The organism is Streptococcus oricebi, assembly GCF_017883985.1.
Classification (GTDB): Bacteria; Bacillota; Bacilli; order Lactobacillales; family Streptococcaceae; genus Streptococcus; species Streptococcus oricebi.
Genome location: NZ_PRDG01000001.1, coordinates 459381 through 485343 on the forward strand (window position 1 = coordinate 459381; position 25963 = coordinate 485343).

Sequence of the window (25963 nt, forward strand, 5' to 3'; positions counted from 1 at the left end):
AACTGATTGAACTTAGATTAGAAAAGTTGCAAAATTTCAGACTTTTCTACGAATAAATAGATATGATTGAACTATATTTCTTTATTCTGGGCGCTAGCCTGGCCTCCTTTTTGGGCCTGGTTATCGACCGCTTCCCCCACCGCTCTATCATTAGACCAGGCAGTCATTGTGAAGCCTGCGGTCATAGGTTGGCCTGGCGTGACTTGGTTCCCATCTTTTCGCTGATAATCAATCGCTTTCGTTGCCGTTTTTGTCAGCAAAAGATTTCCCCCTTCTACTCCCTTTTTGAGCTGGTCCTAGCCACTTTCTTCTATCTCTACTCCCTAGGAAGTTTAAGTTTCAGCCAGCTCCTCCTCTTAACCTTGGGCCTGGTCCTAGCCATCTATGACTTCAAATCGCTCAGCTATCCCTTCCTGGTCTGGCTCTTTTTTCAGCTTCCCTTGCTCTTTGTGACCAGTCTTAATCCCCTGACCCTGGTCTTTCTCTGTCTGGGCCTTTTGGCTTATTTCTTTCCCTTAGGGATTGGAACGGGGGACTTCTTTCTTCTAGCCTCCTACTCGCTAATCTTTTCCCTCCTTCAAATTCTCTGGCTGATTCAAATAGCCAGCTGTCTTGGTTTCGTCTACTTTTTTCTCCAAAGAAAAAGAGACAGGATTCCCTTTGTTCCCTGCCTCTTTCTGGCTAGCTTTCTGCTCATTTTTTCTGGGCAACTGCTTGCCGGATAAAATCATCAATGGTGGCATCTTTTTCTGTCAGGGCCTGGACAATTTTGGAACCGACAATAACTCCGTCTGAAACTCGGTTAAAACGTTCCACATCAGCTAGGCTAGAGACCCCAAAGCCGGTTAAAACAGGAATCTCGGCCAGGTCTCTCAGTTTCCTCAAATGCTGGTCCAAATCCTGGCCATAGGCCGCTGACTTACCGGTCACCCCATTGACCGCAACGGCATAGACAAAGCCTTCCGCCCCTTCTAACAACTTTTGCTGGCGCTCAAGGCCAGTGGTTAGGCTGATGAGACGAATCAGGGCCAAATCACGATTTTCTAAGAAGGGTTGGACCAAATCTTCATGCTCATGGGGTAAATCGGGAATAATCAAGCCCTTGACTGCAGTCTCTTGCAAATCGCTAAAGAACTGCTCCAAGCCATACTGGTAAATGGGATTAAAATAGGTCATGATAATCAAAGGAACCCGACTCTTGATAGTTTTTAAGGTCCTAAGCAAGTCCTTGACCGAGGTTCCTTGGGCCAAACTTCTTAGACCAGCTGCCTCAATGACCGGGCCGTCTGCGACTGGATCCGAAAAAGGGAGCCCCAGCTCGATTGCTGAAACACCTAAGTCAGCTAGGTGCTCAATCGTTGCGGCTAGGCCAGCCAAGCCTTGCTCATGATCACCCGCCATAATATAGGGGACAAAAATCCCCTTTTTGTCTGCCTTGATTTTCGCTAGTGTCTCTGTCAATGTTTTACTTGTCATCTGGCCCTCCTACTTATTTTCATTTTGACGCTCTAAGCGTTCCTTGACCTGTACCACATCCTTGTCTCCACGACCCGATAGACAAACAATTAAGTTCTTGTCCGGTCCTAGCTCCTTGGCTAGCTTGACTGCATAGGCAATCGCATGGCTGGACTCAAGGGCAGGAATAATGCCTTCTGTTCGTGAGAGGATTTGAAAGCCTTCAAGGGCCTCCTCATCAGTCACTGGCACATACTGGGCTCTTTCAATCGCCTTAAAGTGGGAATGTTCAGGACCAATTCCTGGATAGTCTAGCCCCGCTGAGATAGAAAAGGCTTCTAAAATCTGACCTTGCTCATCCTGCAAAACATCCATCAGGGCTCCATGAAGGACGCCTGGCCGCCCCTTGGTTAGGGTAGCTGCATGCTCCTGGGTGTCTAGACCCAGACCGGCTGCCTCAGCCCCGTACATGGCCACAGAGGAATCATTAACGAAGGGATAAAAGAGACCAATAGCATTGGAACCACCACCTACACAGGCCAAGAGGGCATCTGGTAGGGCCCCTTGATGCAAGTGGGCAAATTGTTCCTTGGCCTCCCGACCAATGACACTTTGAAAATCCCTTACGATTTCAGGGAAGGGATGGGGACCTAGGACAGAGCCCATGACATAGTGGGTATCCTCCACCTTAGCAACCCAGGCTCTTAGGGCAGCATTAACCGCATCTTTAAGGACTTTTGAGCCATCAGAAACTGCCTCAACCTTGGCTCCTAAAAGCTCCATCCGAAAGACATTGAGAGCCTGGCGCTTGACATCTTCTGCTCCCATATAGATAGTGCATTCCATATTAAAAAGAGCAGCAGCTGTAGCTGTGGCCACTCCATGCTGGCCAGCCCCAGTTTCAGCAATAATATTCTTCTTACCCATTCGCTTGGCCAAAAGCACCTGGCCTAGGGCATTGTTAATCTTGTGGGCCCCGGTATGATTGAGGTCCTCGCGTTTAAGGTAAATCTTGGCCCCACCTGCATAGGCCGTCAGGTTTTTGGCAAAATAGAGGGGAGTTTCCCGCCCCACATATTGCTTGAGTAGGTCTGCTAACTCCGCTTGGAAGGCCGGGTCTTTCTGACTCTCCCGATAGGCTTCTTCCAGCTCTAAAACAGCAGTCATCAGGGTTTCGGGGACAAAGCGTCCACCAAAATCACCGTAAAATCCTTCTTGATTTGGTTGATTATAGGCCATATTTCACTCTTTCTATAAATTCTTTTATCTTGAGAGGGTCTTTTTGCCCCCTTGTTTCGACTCCGCTTGACACATCTACCGCATAGGGCGAAAAATGCTCAATCGCCTCTAGAACATTGTCTACATTTAGACCACCTGCGATAAAAAAGGGTTTGGTCACTGCCTTGCTATCCAGCTTTTGCCAATCAAAGGTCTGGCCACTTCCAGCTAGAGGGGCATCAAAGAGGAGATAAGCTGCCGGACTATGGCCGACCTCCTCCATTTCCTTACCGATTTGATAGGCCCGAATGACTGGCAAAGGCAACTTGGCTAAATGCTGGTTGGAAAAGTCACCATGTATCTGGATAAAATCCAGCTCTACCTCTTTCAAGACCGCTTCTATCTGGTCCAGGCTAGGAGAAGCAAAGACTCCAACCTTTTTAATCTGGCTAGGAACCTGGCGGACCAAGTCCTTAGCCTCTTGCGGACTGATTTGGCGCTTGCTTTTAGCAAAGACAAAGCCAACATAGTCTGCTCCTGCTTGGAGAGCTGCCTCAAGGGCTAGGGGGTCTTTGAGACCACAAATCTTAACCTTTGTCAATCCTTAACTCCTTTACCTTGGCTGGGACATCTCCTGCCTGCATCAGGGCCGTTCCCACTAGAATCCCTTGGAAATAAGGGGCGACTAGGGCAGCATCTTCTCGGTCAAAGATGGCTGACTCCGAGATGTAAATAGGTTCAGACTGGAAGTGGGGCGATAGCCCGAGACCGGTATTGATATCGGTCTCAAAGCTGATTAAATTGCGGTTATTAACCCCGATAATCTTAGCTCCCAAACGATGGGCCTGCTCTAATTCGGCCAGGTTGTGGGTCTCCACCAGAACCTCTAAGCCCAGACCACAGGCAAAATCATAGAGGGTCTTGAGCCGCTCAAAAGTCAGAGCCGCCACAATCAAGAGAATCACGCTAGCTCCTGCATTTCTTGCTCGGATAATCTGTTTTTCATCAATGATAAAGTCCTTATTGAGAGTCGGAATCTTGATTTGAGCAGAAATTTCCCGCAGATAATCCAGATGGCCCTTAAAGAAAAGTTCATCGGTTAAGACAGAAATCATGGCTGCCCCGGCTCCTTCATAGAGCTTGGCCTGCTGGACCAAGTCCAAATCAAGATTGATGTCTCCCATACTAGGACTAGCCTTTTTTACCTCGGCTATGACTTGTAATTTTTCTGGATGACTCTTTACATAGTCATAAAAGGAATAGGTCTGCCTGAGGGGCTTTAGTCTTTCGGTCGGCATTTGGGCCAGTTCCAATTTTTTTTGCTGGATAATGGTCTCTAGGAAATCTTTTGTCATCTTTGGTACTCCTGTAAGCGTCTTAATTTCTCATAGGCCCGACCGTCTGCAATCACCTCACGAGCCAGAGCAAGGCCTTCTTTGATTGTGCTAGCCTTACCATTGGCGTAAAAGCCAAGACCAGCATTGAGGACCGTCATTTCTAGATAGGGACTAGCCTGATTTTTGAGAACCGCCTCTAATATTTCAGCATTTTCCCTAGCATCTCCTCCTCGAATCGCCTCCAAGGACTGGCGCTCCATTCCCAAATCCTCTGGCTCAAAGCTCTGGAGATGAATTTCTCCTGCCTCAAGGAGGGCCAGCTGGGTCCTCCCATGCAGGCCAGCTTCATCCATCCCTTGAGGACCAGTCAGAACCAGGGCCCGCCTCCGGCCCATATTATTCAAGACCTGGGCGGTACTCTCCAGCAAGTCCGGCCGACTGAGACCCAGAAGCTGACTATCCAGATTCATAGGGTGAATCAGGGGGCCAGTCAAGTTCATGATAGTTGGGATACCCAAGGCTAGACGGGCTGGCATAATGTACTTCATGGCTGGGTGCATGTTTTTAGCAAAGAGAAAGATGAGGCCAGTTTTGGCAAAAATCTCTCCTAATTCTTGGGGCGACATATTGATGTTGATACCCAGAGCCTCTAGAACATCGGCCGAACCAGACTTGGAAGAGATGGAGCGATTGCCATGCTTGGCCATCTGAATTCCTCCACCCGAAAGGACAAAGGCTGCTGTGGTTGAGACATTAAAGCTACCAGACTGATCTCCGCCCGTCCCGCAATTATCCATGACCCCTTCTACTGTCGTAGGAATAGACAGGGCATGCTCTTTCATCACCTGGGCTAGGGCAGTCCGCTCCTCAACCGTCTCTCCCTTCATCTTCAAGCCCAGCAAGAGGGCCGTAATCTGGGATTCGCTGACTTGGCCAGTTACGATTTTCTCGATAACTGCCCTCATTTCCAACCCTGTCAAATCTTCAAAGTTGGCTAATTTTCCAATGATTTCTTTCATAAGCCTACCCTTCCTTTACTAGGTCGATAAAATTCTTAATGGAGGCCAGACCATCTGGCGTTCCAATGCTTTCTGGATGGTATTGAAAACCATAGATGGGCAAGCTAGAGTGTTGAATCGCCATAATAGCCCCATCATCCATCGAGCGGGCTGTCACTTCAAAGTCAGCCGGCGGCTCCTCCACCAAGAGACTGTGGTAGCGCATGACCTCCTGTTGGTCGCTTAGACCGCGATAAAGAGGGGATTCCGCTTCAAATTGAATTTTACTTTGCTTTCCATGCATAACCTTGGGAGCCAGACCCAGCCTACCCCCAAAAACTTCAGCAATAGCCTGGTGGCCCAGACAGATCCCTAAAATCGGTTTTTTCTCCGCAAAATCTCTAATCATCTGCTCCATTTCCCCCGCGTCGGCTGGCCAGCCTGGACCGGGTGAAAAGACCAGGGCCTTAGCCTCTTGGGCCGCTTGATAAAGGGCCGGATCATCATTGCGCAAAACCTTGACCTCAGCAAAGGTCCCGATATATTGGGCCAAATTATAGGTAAAAGAATCATAGTTGTCAATCAATAATATCATAAACGGTCTCCTATCTTGGTCATAGCCTTGGCCTTATTTATCGTTTCTTGGTATTCATTGGCTGGAAGGGAATCATAGACAATACCAGCCCCAGCTTGGACATAGGCCCGGCCAGCCTTTAAAATCATGGTCCGGATGGCAATGGCCAAATCCATGTCTCCAGTAGCAGACAGATAACCGATAGCCCCAGCGTAAATACCTCTTTTCTCCTTTTCTAATTCATAGATTCGTTTCATGGCCCGAATCTTGGGTGCTCCAGAGACTGTCCCCGCAGGCAGGGTTGATTTGAGGGCATCCATGGCCGTCAAATCAGGCAGGAGCTGGCCCTGAACGACACTGGTCAAGTGCATGACATAGCGAAAATGCTCCACCTCCATATACTTGCTGATTTGAACACTATTGATTTGGGAAATCTTACCCAAATCATTGCGACCCAAGTCCACCAACATCCGGTGTTCAGCCACTTCCTTCTCGTCTGCCAAGAGATCCTCAGCCAGCAGGCGATCTTCCTGCTCGTCCTTTCCCCTAGGTCTAGTTCCCGCAATGGGATTGGTCGTCACCAGACCATCCTTGACGGAAACCAAGCTCTCTGGACTGGCTCCGATAACCTGGTAATCACCAAAATCATAGAAGTAAAGGTAGTTGGAAGGATTGGTCACCCTTAAATTGCGGTAATAATCCAAGGGCTGACCGCTAAAATCGGCTGAAAAGCGCTGACTCAATACGCACTGGAACATATCCCCTTGCCGAATCAAGGCCTTAGCCTGATCAACCATCTCCTCAAAAGCCTGGGCCTCCAGATGATTTTTAAAGTGGAGACTTTCCAAGTCTTGCTCTGAAAATTCCGCAGAACTAGGCTCCTTTAATTGTTCCAAAACAGCCTCTAAACTCGCCTTTAAGTCGGCTTCTGTCCGTTGGCTATAAAGAGACTCCTCTACCAGATAAATCCTCTCCTTCTTATGGTCAAAGATGAGATAACTCTCATAGACAAAAAAGTGCATATCTGGTGTTCCGATAATATCTGGTGGAAGCTCTCCGATATCCTCATAGAGGGCAATCATATCATAGCCCACAAAGCCGATAGCCCCACCACTAAAGGGAAGCTGACTAGCCTCCTTCTTTTTAACCGTCAGTTGGTGGAGATAGTCCAAGGGATCCGCCTCAAGGACTTGGCCATTTTTCCAGAGCTGGCCATCCTCATACTTGATTTCAAAGACGGGATTATAGGCTAAAATGGAAAAGCGGGCATTCTCCTTATCGCGAGGAATACTCTCCAAAATCACCTTATGCTCTCCCTTGATTCGCATATAAGCAAGAATCGGGGTTAAAATATCTGCTGGTAAAACTTTCTGCATCTTTCTTCCTTTCTATCAAGCCAAGGAGCAGGCCAAGCAAAAAGCCCACACACAAATAAACTGTGTGAGGGCGATAGCCGCGGTGCCACCTCATTTATGGAGAAACTCCATCTCTCTACCTTGTCACTAGCGTCAACTACTAAGCAAGAGGCTCCCCACCAGGCTACAAAAAAGCCCACACACAGAAAAACTGTGCGAGGGCGTCTGATAAGCAACGCGGTGCCACCTCATTCATGGAAAATTCCATCTCTTTGTCTTGTCGAGCAACAAGCTGCACTGTAAGGTGTGCTCACCGAATTCTTATTGTTTCAAATTCATCTTCATTCCATCAGCCCATTTCCTAGATTCCTATTACTTGTTCGCAGCAACCACAAGCTCCCTGAAAATAAGAAATCTATTACTTTTCTGATGATTTCCTCTATTATAGAACCTTATTCCTTATTTGTCAATAGTTTTCTGTAAAAGGAGCCTTTTAAAGATGAAATCCAAGCAAAATCCGAACTTTTATCGATTATTAGGAAGATTTTTTTGTTTTTTGCCAGCAAGCATAGCTCTTTTGAAAGACCAGCCAGGCCAGATAGCCTCCCAGGGTATTGGTCCAAAGGTCGTCCAACTCAAAGACTCGATTGGCATCCAGGAAAAAGTCCAAAAGCAGCTGACTACATTCAATAAAAAGGCTGATGGAAAAGCTGAGAACTAGAACTCTTTTGAGCCTCCTGAGGGCCGGATAGATCCAGAGGAGCTGGAGGATTAGGGGGAAAAGCAAAAAGATATTCATCAAGTTTTGAATGATGATTTTAAAGAGTTGGAGACCCGTCGTGACCTGGCCCAGATTAACCAGGGAATTAAAGGGGACTAAAAGGACCACCAACCGGCCAAAGTGCTGGATACCTGGTGTTTCCATACCATCTGATACTTGCGGCAAGAAGCACATCAGAGCTAGCAACACCAAGTAAAGAATAATCCCCCCTCTTAAAAGGAGGCCAGCCTTGCTAGTTAACTGAGCATCTTCCTCCAAGTTCCAGTCTACTTTTTTCATCGCTCCTCCTTTCTAGTCCAGGCCTGACTCCGTAAAGTCAGAGTAGGACAAGAGCGCCTAAACTAAGCGCTTCTCCTTCTTATTTTTGTCGGATGACAAAATGGCGATTGCCCTCCTTGGCCTTGGGCTGCTTAGGCTTTTGATTTCTTCCCTGCTTTTTGGTTTGCTTGCCTGCCTTCTTTTGCTCCCGCCGATTGTCCCAGTCTTTCTCTCGGTTAAAGCGGGGCTGTCTATTCCGTTTGGGCTTGGCCTCACGCTCCCTTTTGGCTGGCGACTTCTTATCAAAGCTAGCCCGTCTCGGATTAGGATTTTTCAGGACAAAGTAGGCACAACCATAGTTGCAATACTCCAGCAGGTAGTCTTCTAGACGGCTAATCCTGTTGCTAGTCGCTTGCTCCCTCTCATCCTTATAAAAACCACGCAGGCGGAGTTGCTCATTCCCCCAGTCTCCGACAATATAGTCAAACTTGGTCAAAATTTCTGAAAAACGCTGGTTAAAGGCTGTCAAATCAAAGCCCTCACGGTAGTTATCAACCAACTGCAATTCGATTTTGTCAGTCATGATTTGACTACCGACTTGTTTAAATTCTGGTCCAGGAAATTTATTATAATTGTATAATTCAGCTGCAATTTCTTTACGCATAAGATTCTCTTTCCTCGTTCTAATCTAACTCCTCTATTATACTATAAAATTGGCTGGATAGGCCCTTTTACCAAAACTTTTTCAATTCTAGGCAACTAAATAGCCCCAGACAGAAAAGAGACCTAGACCAGCAAGCCAGTCTAGATCTTTCTTTTTTTCCTAGATAAAATCAGCCCTAATCCTGCATGGCATAGCCTACACCGCGTACTGTCTTGATGTAGCTGGGCTGTCCTGCTACATCAATCTTGCTGCGGATATAGCGGATATAGACATCCACCACATTGGTCTCCATGCTGGTCTCATATTTCCAGACCCGATCCAGTAGCTGCTCACGACTAAGTACCGTTTTACTTCCCATCAGGGTTGCGAGAAGGTCATATTCCCGCCTAGTCAGGACAATGACCTCTTCCCCACGATAGACGATATGGTTTTTAACATCAATTCGCAGATTGCGATAAGAAGTCGGCACCTTCATCTGACTACAATGCTGGTCGATAAAATCCCGCCCCCGAAAAATCGTTGAGACCTTTTCAATCAAATCATTGATGATGAAGGGCTTAACCATATAAGAAACTGCGAAACGCTGAATCCGCTCGGCCGAAGATTCAATCTCTTCTCGACTGGCCATGACAATGATGACCGAGGCCGGTTTAATGACTCCCAGTCGCTCAGCAAATTCAGCCGCTGTCCAATCTTTTAAGTCATAGTTCAAAAGAAGGAGGTCATAATCATTTTCACTAGCCAAGTCGAGCCCAGCCTGGGCTGACTCCACTAAATCAACCAAGAAACCTTCCTTTTGCAATTCTAGACTGACAAATCGTGCCAGATTTTTCTCGTTTTCAATCAATAAAATTCGCTTTGCCATAGTCTTTCTCTTACTCGCTATCAAACTAGAAACCAAGGACTTTTAAGCCTAGCTTTAAAAGTCCTTGCTTTTTATCTTAAGCCTTACTTAGAGCTTATTTTTCGTCATACCAAGAATAGTGGAAGGTTCCTTCCTTATCCTTACGTTGGTAGGTATGCGCTCCAAAATAGTCTCTTTGAGCCTGAATAAGGTTGGCTGGCAAATCAGCTGAGCGGTAGCTGTCATAGTAAGTAATGGCAGCTGAGAAGGTTGGTACTGGCACTCCTGCTTGAACAGCCAAAGCAACAATATCACGAACGGCTTGTTGATATTTGCTAGTTACATCTAAGAAGTATTGATCTAAGAGAAGGTTAGGAAGGTCCGCATCCCGATTGTAGGCATCCGTAATCTTTTGCAGGAAGCGCGAACGGATGATACAGCCAGCCCGCCAGATTGAAGCAATATCAGCAAATGGAAGGTCCCAATTATTTTCCTTGGAAGCCACGCGCAGTTGGGCAAAACCTTGAGCATAAGAGATAATTTTTGAGAAGTAGAGGGCCTGGCGAATCTTTTCAATCAATTCTGCCTTGTCTCCTTCAAACTTGTAGTTAGCCTGAGGCAAGACCTTGGCCGCATGGAGACGTTCTTCCTTATAGGTTGAGATATAGCGGGCAAAGACAGACTCGGTAATCAGAGACAAAGGAACTCCCAAATCTAGGGCAGACTGGCTAGTCCACTTACCTGTCCCCTTATTTCCAGCAGCGTCCAAGATATAATCTACAATTGGACCTTCTTGGCCTTCATCGTCCTTGCGAGTAAGGATATCAGAGGTAATTTCAATCAAGTAGCTGTCAAGCTCACCCTGGTTCCACTCGGTAAAGATTTCAGCCATTTCTTGAGCTGATAGACCTAGAAGGTTTTTCATCAAGTCATAACTTTCGGCGATAAGCTGCATATCCCCATATTCAATCCCATTGTGGACCATTTTGACATAGTGGCCTGCCCCATTTGGACCGATATAGGTCACACAAGGAGCCCCATCCTCAGGTGCCTTGGCTGAAATTTCTTCCAAGACATCTGCCACCAATTCGTAGGCTTCTTTTTGTCCACCAGGCATGATAGAAGGCCCTTCAAGCGCTCCTTTTTCACCACCGGACACCCCTGTTCCGATAAAGTTAATCCCTGAGTTTGCCAACTCTTCATTCCGACGAATGGTGTCCTCAAAGAAGGTATTTCCACCATCAATCAGAATATCTCCCTTATCCAGATAAGGAAGGAGGGCTTGAATAGTCGCATCTGTACCAGGACCGGCTTGGACCATGAGCATAATCCGTCTAGGCTTTTCGATTGACTTTACAAAAGACTCGATGTCATAGCTAGGCAGAAAATTCTTATCAGGGTGAGAAGCGATTACGTCTTCTGTCTTTTCCTTGCTGCGGTTAAAAATGGCTACACGATAGCCACGAGATTCAATATTGAGGGCGAGGTTACGACCCATAACGGCCATACCCACGACGCCAAAGTTTGCTTGTGTCATGTCATACTCCTATCTATTTTGTTTTATTTTATCATTTTATAGGCACAAATGAAAGTATTTTGTAATCGCTCTAAGTCAAAAAAACTCCGCTAGGGAGTTCTTTGACTTTAGTCATCTTGGGCTTCAATGACTGGGCTTTCTTCTTCCTTGGCCTTATTGACTGCTAGGTTGACTCCTAGGGCTCCGGTTAGAAGTTGACGAATATCAAATCCTGCCCCCTGGGAAACCTGGTCGATGCTTTGCATGATGTCGCCCACCATCTTGGCTGTATTGCCCTCACCGTACATGGTAATCTTGTCTACCTTGGTCAGAGGTTCAGCAACAGCCCTTGCAATTTCTGGCAGCTTGTCCACCACCATTTCAGTAATGGCTGCTTCTTGCATCTTCTTCATCGCCTCGGCCTTTTGGTCCAGACCCTTGGCCTCAGCCTCTAATTTCAAGCGGATTGCTTCTGCCTCTGCCCGCCCCTTGGCTGCAATAGCTTCAGCTTCTTGCAACTGGGCGTATTTCTCAGCCTCAGCTTGAGCTTTACGTGCTTCGGCCTCTTTCTGACTTTCAAAGAGTTCGGCCTCAGCCTGACGTTGGCGCTCAATCAACTGGGCTTCTGCCGCTTGTTGACGTGAATACTTTTCAGCTTCGGCCTGCTTACGGATATTGGCGTCCAGCTCTTGCTCACGAACCTTAACCTCGCGCTCCTTGACTTCGGCTTCTTTTTCTTGTTTCATGATATTGGCTTCCGCCGCTACCCGTTCTTGCTCCCGTCTTTGAATCTCCGCTTCGATACCCATGGCCGCATCTGCCTTGGCTTGGGCAATATCCGCCTCCTGCTTCAAGGAAGCCTGTTTAAGTTTCAGCTCATTTTGCTTTTGGGCAATTTCCAAATCGGCTGCTACCCGCTTATCATTGGCCAGCTTGTCCTGTTCAGCCTCTACTTCCTTGCGTTCACGTTCGGCCTTGGCCTTGGCAATCAGGGCATCCTTTTTAATGGTTTCAACATTTTCAATCCCCAGATTATCAATGACACCCCCCTCATCTGAGAAAGATTGGACGGTAAAGGCGATGACTTCGAGTCCCATCTTGGCCAAGTCGGGTGCCACATTATCCTGGACCTTAGAGGCAAATTCCTGCCGGTCGTTAACCATCTTGCGCAGCTCCATCTGCCCAATCACTTCCCGAAGATTTCCTTCCAGGACATCTTGGACCGAGTTAGAAATATCTTCTGTTTTCCAGTTAAGGAAGTTTTCCGCCGCCCTAGCAATCATCTCATCGGTTGTCCCGATTTTTAGCTTGACCGCTGCATCGGCCCGGACATTGATAAAGTCCAAAGTTGGTACTGACTCTGAGGTCCGAACATCTGTTGAGAATTGCTCAATATCCAGATAAGAGCGCTGTTCCACAAAGGGAATCATAAAACCTGCCTTGCCTCGCAAATGCCGCTGCTTACGCAGACCTGTAATCACAACTACCTCATTAGGCTTGGCATTGACATAACCCTTGACTAAAAGAATAATCAAGACCACAAAACCAATAATCACTGGAAAAATCCAAGTTGGAAAAACTTCAGCTTCCATAAATCCACCTCTCTGATAAAAAATATTTTTGGTCAGATAAAAAATCTGCTACTAAAAAGTATAACAGATTTTCAGAATCATTACAATAATTTTACAAAAATATTTCAAGATTACTGATGACTAATCATCCAGCAGCCCCTTAAGACCTGCAAAGGGGTTATTTTCCTCCCTAGCCGCTGCCTGTTGCCTTTGGTAATCTTCCTCGGACAGGACCTGCCAGTCCTGACCAGACGGCAAGCTCTCTTCCGCCTCTTCCTGGGCAGTCAGAACTTTCAGGGGAATTTGTAGCAAGATATTATCAGCCACACTTTCCTGCAAGTCAATCTCATCTCCGGTTAGAGGCATAACCAGCTCTTCATCAAGCAAGTCCTGGGACTTTTGATTTCCTTCTTCAACAAAGACTTCTTGGACTAGATAGCTTTCCTTAAGCTCAACAGGCTCCATGCTCCGGCTAGAAGCCAGCGTAATGACATAGGACAACTGATAATCTAGGAGATAAAGGCCATCCTCATAACCAGCCTTCCCCGTAGCCAAGACTTCTTTCAAGTCTAATATCTCCCTATTACGCTCCTGCAAGTCAGACAACAAATCAAAAGACTGCTCAAAAGACAGACCAGCTGGATTTTTACGAATTTCTTGAATTTTTAACATCTTTTAACCTACTTTTATTTCTTCTCTTTGCCTATTATACCATTTATCTGGAGGAAAAACTATCCAAAGAAGGATTGACCTGACCTCTAAGGCAAGTAAGGACGACAGCTGGGGCAGGCTCTTAAACCGTAAAAAGGCTGAGCAGTATGCTCAGCCTTTAAAAATTTATCTAAGAAGGGATTAGGCTCCGAAAGAGTGTCCCTTACCTGATTGGTCAAAGTACATCCAGGTTCCATCATCTAATTGGACCCATCTGTTTCTAGCCAACTCACCAGAGCGAACATCATAGTAACGTTTTACTCCGTTAAGGGTGACTAGTTTACCCTTGACTTGGCTACCGTCCTCATTAAAGTAGAGGCTTTGGCCATTGATTTCTTGAGCACCAGTTACAGCAGCACCTGCAGCTCCGAAATAGTACCAAACATTTGGTTTTAATTCGACAAACTTATTGACCGCCATAGCCCCTGAGTCGGCATCGTAATAGTAAGTTTTACCTGCTTCAGTGACTAATTTACCCTTGACTTGAACGCCATCAGCGCCAAAGTAGAGGGTCTGATTGCCAATCTTTTGCTGGCCGGTCACCGCAACTCCGTCACTACCGAAGTAGTACCAAACATTTGGTGATAGCTCAACAAACTTGCTGACTGCCATAGCTCCTGAGTCGGCATCAAAGTAACGACGTTTCCCTTGAGCATCTACAACCAACTGCCCCTTAACCTGTACACCATCGGCATTGAAGTAGAGGGTCTGATTGTTGATTACTTGCAGGCCAGTTACAGCTGTTCCAGTCTGGTTGAAATAGTACCATTTGTTTTCTGGTTGACCGACAAACTTATTAACTGCTAGCTCACCAGAGTCAGCATCGTAATAGTGCTTGGCCTTGCTTTGATCCTCAATGATTTGTCCCTTGACTTGGGCTCCTTCACTGTCAAAGTAGAGAGTTTGATTGCCAATCTTTTGCTGGCCAGTAACCGCAATTCCGTCACTACCGAAATAGTACCACTTGTCGGTTGTGAGATCCTTACCAAATTTATTGACAACCATCTCACCAGAGTCACCATCAAAGTAACGAAGTTTGCCATCTTTGGTCTTGACTACCTTGCCCTTGACTTGGAAGCCGTTTTGGTCAAAGAATTGAACCTTACCATTGATGGTGGTCAAACCTCTAGCCATGACACCATTCTTATCAAAGTAGCGCCAGTTCTTACCGTCTTCTGAATAGTAGTTGTTTAAATATTGTTCACCCAATTTATTGTAATAGTATTGATTTCCTTGCTCGTCCTCACGAATAGCCCCGCGGAGATTGATACCGTTACCTAAGAAGTAATATCTCTTACCCTCAATCTCACGACTACCCGTTACCATGTAACCTCGGCTATCAAAGTAGTACCAATTTCCCTTGGCATCTTGGATAAAGCTATCCTTGGCTTGGTAACCGCTGGTTGAGTAGTAGGTCATTCCATTAACATCTCGAACAAAACCTGTACCCGCTGCCTGACCCTGCAGTTGCTTAGGCAGGAAGTTGGCATCCTTGGATAGCTTGAAGTACTTGTTGCTAGCCCAGTCCTTGATGACATAGTAGGCTCCGCGCCCCAGGATATTGGTTCCGTTAAAGTATTTGGCTGACCATTGTTTAATCTTTTCATCGGTGGTCATCTTTTGACCGTTAGAGATTTGTACCCGTTCAAAGATTTCTGGGTGTTTAGCCTTGAGTTCGTCTAGGAAGGCCCCACCATATTTACCTTGATAGTCCTTACCGTCGGTCTTGGTCTTGGCAACATAGAGTTTTTCCTTGATTTCTGACCCTTGGCGATAAACACCATAGTTGTTGACCCGAGTAGCAGTTACTACTTCCTTGCCTGGTAAGTTGTAGATTTGGTCTGGCACCCAGTCAGCAATGGCTTGAATGCCTTCCCCATGAAGGGCCCGTAAAACGTCCAAGAGATCCTTGAGGGAACCGTATTTATTGTTCTTACTCATGGCCATGTCATAACGGTCCTCGAAGGCATAACCATTTTCAATGATTGAGTCTAGGAAGCTACCGTCTTGACTGGAAACGTATTGTGGTGGCAATTCAAAGGAAGTCACTCCCCACTCTTTGAAGAGTTTAACATTCTTAGCAATGACCTTATTGGTGTATTGCTCGTCTTTTTCTACAAAGTCTTGGAAGTTTGAAAATCCTTCATAAATCAATTGTGAGTCGAGAGCTGCACTTGAGGTATAAACCTGACCGTCCTTGCTCTTTGTTTGGCTTGCTGCCACGCGGACATCTTGATTATCAGCTGCCCCAACTGGCACCCAAACACCTAGGTAACCAGATACCTGCACATTACTGTAACCAGCAATATCCTTAGAAGTCAAGGTCAGGTTTCCATTGGCATCTGTATAGCGAAGGAGGTTGGCTGGGACTTCCTTGTCTGTCAGATAGCGGCTCACCCCGTCCTTGGTTGTCAAAAGTAGAGGACGATAGGCTTGATTCTTATGGGCTGCCCCCATGTTGATGACAACCTTGGCATCATCAGCTAGTTTGAGTTTAGGGTCGTTGCCGACAACCACAGCCATCCCTTGGGTACGGGTAGCTGCAGTACCTGCATCTGTTGCTTCATTAGCACCTGTACCATAACGAACAGAGGTCAAGAGACCATTGGTCAAGTTCATATCCTGACCACCGGCTGCATACTTAATCCGAGCCCGCATCAGAGCGTCTAGGGCATCGTAGTAAGGAGATTTTTCAGCCATGTACTGACCGTCATCTGTATAGAGGTCTCCGTAGTAGACCCGAGTGATGGAGTCCTTGTTAGAGAGCATGAGGGCATAGGCAGCAGGAATATTGAATTGGGTATATTTCTTATCAGCCTGCCTCATGTCTTGATTGTAAATCTTGAAGGCTTGCTTGAGCTCATCCATGGTAAAGGTCAAACCATCTGTATTTGGATTGATATTCTTCTTGATGATATCCGCAATAACCGTCTGTACTTCACTATCATGGGCCCGAACAAAGACATAGTTAGCCATTCTTTCCTTATTTTTACCTTGGCTGGAACGGTCATTCAAGCTGTTGGTAATGATTGGGTCCATACCACTCCGAATGTCAAGAGGACGCATGAGTGAGAAGAGGAGGGAAAGACGAAGCTTGTTGTCGATTGGCAGTTGGGCTCCCTTGGTATCCTTGTTGTATTCTGGGTCATTATCAGACCAAGCTTCCAGGATAGATAAGTGCTTGATGGCTTTTTCTTCACTCTCACCCACTCCATAGTAGGACTTAAAGTAGTCTGAAGCGATTTGGAGGAGGTCGGCATTGACATTATCTACTGCATCGACCCGCACACCATCAAAGTTAGCAGTTGGGTCATTGGCCACAATGGAACCGAAATTCATCATAAAGTGGAGCCAGTTGAGCTGTTCGGCCTGAACAGCAGGGTGGGAGTTGTCAATATCGTTGGCCAAGAGGAACTCATAGCCCCCATTGGAATTATCAGTAAAGTACTTGCGTTTACCGGTTTGATTGGTTGGGGTCCGGTTCAAGAGACGGTAGCGAGAGTCTGCATGAGCAGTTTCCTTGTTGTTGGTGTAAAGTAGGGCTCCTCCTTGGAGATGGTCCTTATTGTCACCAAAGGTTTCTGACTCACTGGAGATATTCCAGTTGGGCTGGGTAGAGACAAACTGACTAATAGTTGTCCGCAGCCAGTTGCTATTGCCCTCACGCGCGATTTTTTCCTCAATCTTCTTTTGAACTTCCTGAGCAGCAAGGTTTAAAATAGCTTGCTCTGCATCGCTAGCAAAGACAGTTCCTGTTCCCAGGCCTTGCTTGTTCATATAGTTGAGGTAGTTGATTTGAGTTTGCTTGTCTGGCCACCATGCCATCAAGAGGGGACGCAAATCAGTCTCCGTAGACGGAGTCCAGTCCTTTCCTCCCTTGAGAATTTCCTTAGGACGGTACCAGGTGTCAGCCGTCAAGAAGTTATCAACTGTTTCAACATCCTTTTCGCTGGTTCCATTAAATTGATTCTTCTTGCTATATTCGGTATTCAAACTGGTCAAACCTTGTTTGAATTTGTATTCATTGGCATTGGTCAGAGCCCCTGTTTCAGCATCGAAATAAAGGGTCTTGCCACCTAAATCAAGGGCAAAGTTTTTCCGAATAGTCCCGTCGTTTTCGACATAGTACTGCTTACCATCAATAGTCTTGATGTGGTCAACAGCCTTGTCCTCGGTTTCTTCAATAACTCCTTCTTCCTTGGCCGCTGCTGCTTGAGGTTTAGCCTGTGGGTTAGCTTGAGGGACTGCTGGAGCCTCCTTAGCTTCCTTGTCAGTAGCTGCCGGAGCTGGTTTTTCTTCTGCTTGGGCAGGAGTCTTTTCCTTGGCTTCTTCCTTAGCAGGAAGCTGTCCTTCTTTGGCTTCAGCCTGAGCTGGAGCTTGAAGAGCCTTCTCTTCTTGAGCATTTGCTGCTACTGGCGCTGCTGGGGTGACCTGTTCTGAGGACTTTTTCTCCTCTAACTGTCCCTGACCAACCGCCTCAGTCGGATTCTTTTGTTCATCTGCTTGAACAACTGCCTCTCCTGAAGCAAAGCCTTTAGAAGAAACAATTAGGGAGAGAGCTGTTACACCAATCGTCACCCATTTCTTCTTCACCTTGTGCATTTTAAAATGAACTTTTTCATTCATAATAAAAAAACTCCTTCCGAAATAAATTAAAATAACAACATCATTTTAATTCATTTCCAAAAAAAGTTTATTTTTTTTGCGAATCTGCAACTTGAACTTCCAAGTCTGCAATCTGCCTTTTTAATTTTTGACCAGCTCCATAACATTCCAGATACTCTAAAATATTCAAGCATTCCTTCATGTCTTCTAGGGCCGTAGACTTCCCTGCCTTAAAGAGATAGTAGGCCTTGTGATACTTGGTTAGAATGCGCTCATAGAGATCTGTTTCGGGAATGTTTGTATTATCAATGTAATTGAGAAACTTCATGGCCACCTGCAGGTGGTCCTGTTCGATACAAACATTGACAACATCCAGTAACATCTGTAAAATCCGCTTGCGATTCTCCGGTAGCTTATGGTAGAACTGGGTCCGACTAATCATCTCACTGGCAAAGGTCTCCAGGGTAGCCACCGTCAATAAGCCCACACTGTTGGTAAAGAGCCAGAGCTCGTAGCGTCCCCACTCCTCCACAGAAAAAAGGTAGTCGGTTAGAAATTCAATGTCCTTTTTAGAAACCTTGATACTGTCCTCACAGTAGGATAAGACGGCCCTGACAACAATCCGATTGAGCCGGTAATTTTTCTTATTGGGATGCTCTTTTTCCAACTTCTGACAGGTCTTAAACATCTTTTCCAGCTTCAAGACATTATTGGATAGGTAAGCGTCAGCCAGGCTGGTTGAAAAGACCAAGTCATCGGGCTGGCTGTAATTGTTAAAAACGTATTCAAATTCGTCCAGAGAGACACTCATGGTCTTTAAACAACGATAGAAAGCATCAACAGTCATGCCACTGATGCCCCGTTCATAACGCGACAATTGAGCAACTGAAATATCTTCGTCAGCCACCTCTTTTAGGGACATATTTTTTGATTCTCGGATTACTTTAAAGATTTTCCCGGGCAGTTGTTCCATTTTTGACCTCAAATTGCAGATATGTAACAAATATTTTTGTTTAAATGATTTGCATTATAATATAGTTAAGCAAGATAAATTTGGAAAAGAAATGCGGTATGGGTCTTGTAGCAGGCCCAAACACTTTCATCCTTATGGTGTAATCCCACAATCTTGTCAATTATATTAAGTAGACTTCCTATTTAATATATTTTATACTAACCCTATGAAATCGTTCAGTTTGATAATATTCTCCCCTTTTATTATCGGCTGGGCGGTTTCATTTTTGTTTTATCAGGGTTCTTCTGAATGGTGGTAGTGCTCCAAAAGACTTTCGTCTATTTCGACTGCACTTTCGATGATGGCATACTTTTCCAAAATATGGTGGACAGAGTCCTTGATGAAGGGCTCATCGGCTCCCTTATCGACCAGGACATGGACCATGGCAACATTCTTTAGGCCGTCCATGGACCAGACATTGAGCTGGCAGACCTGCTTGACCTTAGGCAGGGATAAAATCTCAGTTTCTAAGGCTTTTAAGTCCAAATCTTCCGGAGCCTTTTCTAGAAAAATTTGCAAGTTTGCAAAAAACTTAGGCAGAGCCTTACTTAGGATAAAAATAGAAATGGCAAGCGAAAGCAGGGGGTCCAGAAAGTACCAGTCGGTAAAGCGTAAGATAAAGGCTACTAGGATAACTGCGAGCCAACCTAGAATATCCTCTAGGAAATGAAGACTGAGCATGGACTCATTGGCCGTATGACCATGGTGGACCAGGCGGGCAGCCAGCAAGTTAATGATGATGGCCAGGATTCCCAAAACCAGCATACCATTATAGTTGACGGGCTCAGGGCGAAAGACCTTGCCTATATTTTCAAAGATAACCATGCTAGAACCTGTAATCAAGATGGTCGAGGTAATCATGGCTCCAAGAAGACTAAAGCGTTTATAGCCCAAGGTATAGTGCAGGTCGGTCTTCTTGTTAGAAACTTTTTCTAGGTAGGCTGATAAACCGATGGCGATAGCATCTCCTGTATCATGAACAGCATCAGCTAAAACCGCGCTAGAATTAAGGATGACTCCAAAAATAAACTCAATAATGGCGAAACAGAAATTGAGTAAAAAAGCCAGTAAGACATTGCGGGATGAATGAGACTTTTCCATGCTTGTCCTCCTTTCGGACCCAAAGCGAGCAGGTATTTATCGTTAATTAGTAATTATTTGCATTATAACATAATTTAGATAACTTTAAAAGTCAAAATAAAAAGCCGAACCAGTCGGCTTTTTACATTTGTCTTAAACGCTCTATCCGCTCCGAAATTGGAGGGTGGGTGTAAAATAATTTTTGCAGACCACCTGACTTTTTAGGATCACTGATATAGAGGGCCGCGCTGGCATCGTCTACCTTGTGCTGCATGGGCTCACTATTGTCCAGTTTTGAGAGTGCGTTAATCATACCTTGCGGATTACGCGTCAGCTCAACGCTAGAAGCATCGGCTAAAAATTCCCGTTGGCGAGAAATAGCCAACTGAACCAGGGTCGCTGCTAGGGGAGCTAACATAATCGCTAGGAGCGATAAAACTAGCATAATCACGCCCAGACCACCGTCATTATCACGACTATCACGCCTGCGACCTCCGCCGCCAAACCACATCATCCGTCCAGCAAGACTAGACAGCATGGTAATAGCGCTAGCCAGCGCCACGGCTATGGTTGAAATCCGAATATCGTAGTTGCGAATATGGCTAATCTCATGCCCCATCACACCTTCTAACTCCTCACGATTCATCATAGCAAGTAGACCTGTGGTTGCCGCAACAGCCGCATTTTCAGGCTTTGAACCGGTAGCAAAGGCATTGGGAGAAGTATCTTCTACGATATAGACCCGAGGCATGGGTACTTGGGCAACCAAGGCCATATCCTCGACGATATGATAGAGTTCTGGCGCCTCTTCCTCTCCTACTTGTCGGGCTCCATTCATGGCCATAACCACCTCAGTTGATTGAAAAATCATACTAAAGGCATAGATGGCTCCGATAATCAAGGCTAGAACCAAGCCTCCGATAGGAGAGCGCAACCATAGATAACCAACTGCTGCTCCCAGCAAACCAAGAAGGACAAAGAAGGCAAAAAGGAGGAGCCAGGTTCTTCTTTTATTGCTAGCAATCTGTTCAAATAGCATCTTAGTCACCTAGGCCATTGCTACCAAAATCAACTTTGGGTACAGCCTTTTCTTCTTCTGGTGTGCTCAAGAAGTCGGCTGCTTTAAAGCCAAAGAGACCAGCGATGATGTTGCTTGGAAAGGCTTGAAGTTTGACATTGTAATTACCGGTTACTGAATTATACAGCTGACGAGAATAGGAAATTTTATTCTCCGTATTGGTCAACTCCTCTTGCAGTTGTAAGTAGTTGGTATTGGCCTTGAGGTCTGGATAACTTTCAGCCACGGCAAAAATTCCTGAAATTTGTCGACTGAGGTCATCGCTGGCCTTCATGGCTTGGGCTGGTGAGGCTGCATTGGCTACTTGACTCCGCAACTGGGTCACCTTTTCTAGGGTAGCCTGCTCATACTTACCATAGCCTTTGACCGTTTCAATCAAATTGGGCAGGAGGTCATTACGTCTTTTGAGTTGCACATCAATCTGGCTCCAAGCCTCTTGAGTTTGCATGCGACTTCTAACTAGTCCATTATAAGCTGCAATGACAAACAAGACTAAGACTACGAGGATAGCAATAATAATCAAAATGTTCATCTAAGTTATCTCCTTTACATCTTATTAGACCTATTATAACAAAAAATATGAAAAAGTGTATTGCTTGACATTTTCAACTGAAAGCGTTATCCTATATTTAGAAATATTCGACCGACGGTCGGTTTATGATGAAGGAAAAGGAAAAATATCATGGCTAATAAGAAAGAATTTATTTTAGACAAGGCTCAAGATTTATTTGTTCAACAAGGCTTTGATAAAACATCAATCGTTAATATCCTAGAGGCGACTGGCATTGCCAGAGGGACCCTCTACTATTATTTCACCTCCAAGGAAGAAATTATGGACGCCATTATCGAGCGCTCTCTTGAACAGGCCTTCCAAAAATCCAGCGAATTTGCTCAAAACAAGAGTTTAGGGATTTTCGATCGGCTGTTCGGAGGTCTCTTGGCCCTTAACCTCAGTCGCTACCAGGGACCTGAAATCATGGCCCATTTAGAGGCACCTCAAAATGCCCTACTCTATGAAAAGAGCAATCGAATTTTACTGGAGCGGGCTCCCCTCATTCTGCTCCCTATCATTGAGGACGCAATCACTTCCAAGCTGATGGAAACCGACTATCCTCTTGAAAGCTTGGAGATGTTGCTGACTTATTCCTTGCAGGTCTTTAATCAAGATTTCCAAAGACTGAGCTCCAAGGAGCAAGAAGAGAGAGTTGAGGCTTTTATCTACCTCGTGGAGCGGGTCTTTCAAAGCCAAAAAGGCTGCTTTGACGGCTTAAAGCAAATACTTTACTAGATAAATGGAGAAATACTATGAAGCAGACCGGTTTTAAAACTTTTTTACTCATTTGGCTTGGTAGCCTGATTTCAGAAATTGGGTCAGGCATGACTTCCTTTGCCCTAGCTATCTATATCTATCAACTGACAGGCCAGGCCAGTGCCTCCTCCCTCATTGCCCTCTGTGCCTTCCTGCCAGGGCTCTTAGCCAATCCTTGGGCTGGGGTTCTGGCTGACCGCCACGATCGTAGACTCTTAATGGCCATTGGCGATGGGCTTTCTGGATTGGGAGTTCTCTGGATCTATTTTACCCTTAAGAGCCCTCAACCTTCCCTGGCCTTGATTTGCCTAGGGGCAGCTATCAGTTCCCTCTTTTCTGCCCTGGTCCACCCAGCCTTTCGGGCAACTATTTCTGACTTGGTCGATGAAGAGGAGATTTCCAAGGCTAGCGGTCTCTCGCAAATCAATGGGATTGCCCGCTATCTGATTTCTCCCGCCCTAGCTGGTCTTATCCTGGCCAATAGTTCGATTTCGACCATTCTCTTGCTAGATTTTTCAACGATTTTTGTCACCGTAGCGACTAGCTTGATTGCTAGACATTACATTCAGACTCCTCCTATCAAGCAGAATAATCATTTTTGGACTGAATTTCTCTTTGGTTTTCGTCTGGTTAGAGAAAAAAGGGGGATTTGGCTACTGGTTTTGATGGGGACAGTTGTTTCCTTTATCATCGGTTCGGCCGAAATTCTCCTTTCTCCTATGATTCTAGGCTTTTCAGGCAGTAAGGAAGTTGGGCTTGTCATGACCATTTCTAGCAGCGGCATGCTGGTTGCGGGCTTGGTTTTAGGCTTTTTCCCCTTAAAAAAACACCTGCACCTGGTCCTGTCTGTCGCCCTCTTTCTTCTGGGTATCTTTATGGCCCTAATGAGTATGAGGGAAAACCTTATCTGGATGTATGTCTGGGGCTTTCTGCTCTTTGCCATGCTGCCCTTTGTCAACACGGCTTCGGACTGTCTAGTCCGCCTCCATATTGCCAAGGAGGTCCAGGGCAAGGCCTGGGGCACCATTGGTATCATCTCCCAGTTGGGCTATCTGATTGCCTATGCCAGCATGGGCTGGATTGGGGATCAAGTCTTTAAACCCCTACTGATAAAGGGCGGTAATTTAGCAAACTCGGTCGGTCGCTTGATTGGGGTAGGTAATGGTCGGGGCTATGCCCTATTGATTATCCTAGCCGGTCTAGGCCTCAGTTTCAGCGCACTCATTCTTTCAAGGCAAACTTCTGTCAAGGAGCTCGAAAAAGATGTTTCAACGACTAATCAAAAATGACCTAGCCTATAACAAGGTGACTGTCTCTGTCATCGCTATCTTTCTACTCTTAAGCATGACTTTTAGCCTGACTGCTACACGCTTAACAACAGGCCTAACTAGCTCTATCAGTCACTTCCTCCAAGTCAGCAAAAGTCCCCACCTGCTGCAAATGCACAAGGGGGAGATTGACCGCAAGCGCCTGGCCGACTTTGTCAAAAAGCAGACTGCTATCAGCCACTATCAAATCGTGGACTTTGTCAATATCGAAAATGCCGATATTAAGGTTAACGGCCAAAAAAAGCTGCAAGACAGCGTTCAAGACAATGGATTTTCCAGCCAAAATCGAGCTTTTGACCTGCTTTTAAATGAGCATAATCAGCCTGCTCAAGTCCAAAAGGGGGAGATTTATATTCCCCTCTTTTACTATAGTAATCATATTATCCGACTGGGTGATGATATTTCGATTAAGGGCTTGACTTTCAAGGTCAAGGGCTTTGTCCGCGATCCGCAAATGAATGCTGGTTTGGTTTCCTCCAAGCGCTTTTTGCTTCATCCAGCCGACCTTGAAAAATTAAAGACACTTCCTGCTGCTTCCCTGGAATATTTGATTGAGTTTCAGGTAAAAAAGCTAACTCAAACCAAGGCTGTGGAGCAGGCCTATATCAAGGCTGGTCTTGAAAGCAATGGGCCACCTATGATTTCTTTTGCGACCATCCAAATTATCAACGGGATTAACGATGCCCTGCTTATCCTAGTACTGGTCGGTCTGTGCCTGGCCCTTATTTTCATTACTTTTCTCTGCATGCACTTTGCCCTCTTAACCAAAATCGAGGAAGACTTGCAACAGATTGCCATTATGAAGGTCATGGGCCTGCCCTATTCCTTTATAAAAAAGATTTATCTGGCCAAGTACTATTTCCTCTGCCTAGCAAGTATTATCCTGGCCTGGGGACTGTCCTTTCTCATCAGTCAACCACTCAGCCAAAATATCTTTCTCTCGACAGGGGTTAGCCAAATACCTCTTTACAGTAGCTTCTTAGAAATTGGCCTGGCTAGCCTGCTTTGCTTGATTGTAGTCTGGCTGGCAGGACGACCACTCAAGGTTTTCAAGAAAATGACCCCTGCCCAGGTCTTGACTCTGGCCAAGGCAGGTCAAGCAAGAAAGAAAAAATCTAAGAACTACCTGTCCCTACCTAAAAATCCTTACTTGGATCAGATTTTTTTCAGTCTAAAAATGATTTTTAGTCACAAAAAAATGTATTTGACCATGTTTCTTATTGTCAGTCTGACGGGATTTCTGGTACTACTACCGGCCAATCTAGCTCACACACTGGGCCATAAGTCCTTTGTCCAACACTTAGGAGTGGGCCAGGCTCATATCCGACTCGATATTTCCCAGACTAGCCAGATAGAACAAAAGGCTCAGGAGCTGGTCCAAAAACTCGAAGGGGACGAAAGAGTTGATAAAATTAGTAGCAGCTCTAGTAAAAATATCCTGGCCCAAGACAGCAAGGGAAAGGAAGAAAAGCTGAGGGTTAGCCTAGGTGACCACAGTACCTTTCCTATCAAATACATAGAAGGTCAGGCTCCCGTCCAGGCCAAGCAAATTGCCCTATCTAGGTTAAATGCAGAAGACTTGAAGGTCAAGGTCGGCGACCAACTATCCCTAAAAATTGATGGCCAGCTTAAAAAACTGACCTTGGTCGGGGTTTATTCTGACCTAACCTATGGTGGCAAGACTGCCAAGGCCACTTTTAAGACCAAAGAGGCTGAAAGCCTCAATAGCGTTATCACCCTGACCGTCAAGTCTGCTACTTATAAAAAGCAAATCCTAAAAGAGCTGAAAAAGACCTACCCTAACTATCGAATAACCGATATTGACGGTTTTATCGAGCAAACACTGGGTAGCACCATCACCACTATCCAAAATATTCAACAGGGACTCTTCTGGGTCGGAATCCTTATCCTCTTTATTCTCATGACCCTCTTTGTCTATATGATTATGACCAAGGACCGGACAGATATTGCTCTCTTGCGCATGCTAGGCTTTCCTCAAGCTAGAATCAAATCCCACTACCTACTGGCTTTGGGACTGATTATTCTGCTGGCTTTGGGCTGCTCTTTCCTAGCCTTAATCAGTCTGGGACAGGGCCTTTGCAACCTACTTTTCAGCGGATTTGGTCTTAGTCAGCTAGAGCTTTTGCTCAATCCATCTCAAACCTTCCTCATGATTCCTCTGGCCCTTTTGGCAAGTGGACTATTGGCTGCCTATTTCAGTCTGTCCCTTATCCAAAAACTGGAAATCCCTCGTTATTTAAAGGAGTAA

The 25963-nt window shown here is 45.7% G+C and carries 22 protein-coding genes and 1 other annotated feature; of the genes, 4 read left to right on the forward strand and 18 right to left on the reverse strand.

Annotated features, from left to right (window positions below; translation table 11 throughout):
* Positions 1–62 precede the first annotated feature (62 nt).
* Positions 63–725, forward strand: a complete 663-nt coding sequence (locus C4K46_RS02140; RefSeq protein ID WP_209626887.1) for a prepilin peptidase — start codon at positions 63–65, stop codon at positions 723–725.
* On the opposite strand, the gene trpA is transcribed toward C4K46_RS02140, so the two are convergent.
* From trpA to C4K46_RS02230, 18 genes are all read right to left on the reverse strand, one after another.
* Entirely contained in the window at positions 694–1476 is a 783-nt protein-coding gene (gene trpA, locus C4K46_RS02145) for a tryptophan synthase subunit alpha (protein ID WP_209626889.1), read from the reverse strand. The two genes, C4K46_RS02140 and trpA, sit on opposite strands and share 32 nt — an antisense overlap.
* A gap of 9 nt (positions 1477–1485) precedes the next feature.
* The gene (gene trpB, locus C4K46_RS02150; RefSeq protein ID WP_209626891.1) at positions 1486–2694 is read right to left on the reverse strand and encodes a tryptophan synthase subunit beta; all 1209 of its coding nucleotides are present in this window, start codon (positions 2692–2694) and stop codon (positions 1486–1488) included.
* Positions 2684–3274: a phosphoribosylanthranilate isomerase gene (locus C4K46_RS02155; RefSeq protein ID WP_209626893.1), complete on the reverse strand. Its 591-nt coding sequence runs from the start codon at positions 3272–3274 to the stop codon at positions 2684–2686. The genes trpB and C4K46_RS02155 overlap by 11 nt, the downstream gene beginning before the upstream one ends.
* Positions 3261–4028 (reverse strand): indole-3-glycerol phosphate synthase TrpC, encoded by a 768-nt coding sequence (gene trpC, locus C4K46_RS02160; protein WP_209626895.1) that lies wholly within the window; start codon positions 4026–4028, stop codon positions 3261–3263. The genes C4K46_RS02155 and trpC overlap by 14 nt, the downstream gene beginning before the upstream one ends.
* Positions 4025–5029, reverse strand: coding sequence for an anthranilate phosphoribosyltransferase (trpD, locus tag C4K46_RS02165; RefSeq protein ID WP_209626897.1), 1005 nt, complete (start codon positions 5027–5029; stop codon positions 4025–4027). Before trpD ends, trpC begins: the two co-directional genes overlap by 4 nt.
* A 4-nt stretch (positions 5030–5033) precedes the next feature.
* Positions 5034–5603, reverse strand: coding sequence for an aminodeoxychorismate/anthranilate synthase component II (locus C4K46_RS02170; RefSeq protein ID WP_209626899.1), 570 nt, complete (start codon positions 5601–5603; stop codon positions 5034–5036).
* Positions 5600–6958, reverse strand: a complete 1359-nt coding sequence (gene trpE, locus C4K46_RS02175; protein WP_209626901.1) for an anthranilate synthase component I — start codon at positions 6956–6958, stop codon at positions 5600–5602. Before trpE ends, C4K46_RS02170 begins: the two co-directional genes overlap by 4 nt.
* 193 nt (positions 6959–7151) lie before the next feature.
* Positions 7152–7376: a binding site (T-box leader), on the reverse strand.
* A gap of 96 nt (positions 7377–7472) precedes the next feature.
* The gene (locus tag C4K46_RS02180; protein WP_209626903.1) at positions 7473–7997 is read right to left on the reverse strand and encodes a VanZ family protein; all 525 of its coding nucleotides are present in this window, start codon (positions 7995–7997) and stop codon (positions 7473–7475) included.
* 79 nt (positions 7998–8076) lie between these two features.
* Positions 8077–8640, reverse strand: a complete 564-nt coding sequence (locus tag C4K46_RS02185; RefSeq protein WP_209626905.1) for a YutD family protein — start codon at positions 8638–8640, stop codon at positions 8077–8079.
* Positions 8641–8815: 175 nt separating this feature from the next.
* The gene (locus tag C4K46_RS02190) at positions 8816–9505 is read right to left on the reverse strand and encodes a response regulator transcription factor (RefSeq protein WP_209626907.1); all 690 of its coding nucleotides are present in this window, start codon (positions 9503–9505) and stop codon (positions 8816–8818) included.
* 94 nt (positions 9506–9599) lie between these two features.
* On the reverse strand, positions 9600–11021 hold the full coding sequence (gene gndA / locus C4K46_RS02195; RefSeq protein ID WP_209626909.1) for an NADP-dependent phosphogluconate dehydrogenase: 1422 nt from the start codon (positions 11019–11021) through the stop codon (positions 9600–9602).
* A gap of 107 nt (positions 11022–11128) precedes the next feature.
* Positions 11129–12592: a flotillin family protein gene (locus tag C4K46_RS02200; protein ID WP_209626911.1), complete on the reverse strand. Its 1464-nt coding sequence runs from the start codon at positions 12590–12592 to the stop codon at positions 11129–11131.
* Between the two features lie 120 nt (positions 12593–12712).
* Entirely contained in the window at positions 12713–13243 is a 531-nt protein-coding gene (locus C4K46_RS02205) for a DUF177 domain-containing protein (protein WP_209626913.1), read from the reverse strand.
* A 180-nt stretch (positions 13244–13423) separates the two neighbouring features.
* Complete coding sequence (locus C4K46_RS02210) at positions 13424–17911, reverse strand: glycoside hydrolase family 70 protein (protein WP_209627126.1); 4488 nt, start codon at positions 17909–17911, stop codon at positions 13424–13426.
* Positions 17912–17975: 64 nt separating this feature from the next.
* A complete protein-coding gene (locus tag C4K46_RS02215; RefSeq protein WP_209626914.1) occupies positions 17976–18860 on the reverse strand; it encodes an Rgg/GadR/MutR family transcriptional regulator in 885 nt (294 codons plus the stop codon).
* Positions 18861–19133: 273 nt separating this feature from the next.
* Entirely contained in the window at positions 19134–20000 is an 867-nt protein-coding gene (locus C4K46_RS02220; protein ID WP_209626916.1) for a cation diffusion facilitator family transporter, read from the reverse strand.
* 121 nt (positions 20001–20121) lie between these two features.
* On the reverse strand, positions 20122–21018 hold the full coding sequence (gene htpX, locus C4K46_RS02225; RefSeq protein WP_209626918.1) for a zinc metalloprotease HtpX: 897 nt from the start codon (positions 21016–21018) through the stop codon (positions 20122–20124).
* Position 21019: 1 nt separating this feature from the next.
* Positions 21020–21589 (reverse strand): LemA family protein, encoded by a 570-nt coding sequence (locus tag C4K46_RS02230; RefSeq protein WP_209626920.1) that lies wholly within the window; start codon positions 21587–21589, stop codon positions 21020–21022.
* A 150-nt stretch (positions 21590–21739) separates the two neighbouring features.
* Between C4K46_RS02230 and C4K46_RS02235 the strand changes: the two genes are divergently transcribed.
* The 3 genes from C4K46_RS02235 to C4K46_RS02245 are packed head-to-tail and all read left to right on the forward strand — an operon-like array spanning position 21740 to position 25963.
* The gene (locus C4K46_RS02235) at positions 21740–22345 is read left to right on the forward strand and encodes a TetR/AcrR family transcriptional regulator (protein ID WP_209626922.1); all 606 of its coding nucleotides are present in this window, start codon (positions 21740–21742) and stop codon (positions 22343–22345) included.
* Between the two features lie 17 nt (positions 22346–22362).
* A complete protein-coding gene (locus C4K46_RS02240; RefSeq protein WP_209626924.1) occupies positions 22363–23655 on the forward strand; it encodes an MFS transporter in 1293 nt (430 codons plus the stop codon).
* A complete protein-coding gene (locus tag C4K46_RS02245) occupies positions 23630–25963 on the forward strand; it encodes an ABC transporter permease (RefSeq protein WP_209626926.1) in 2334 nt (777 codons plus the stop codon). Before C4K46_RS02240 ends, C4K46_RS02245 begins: the two co-directional genes overlap by 26 nt.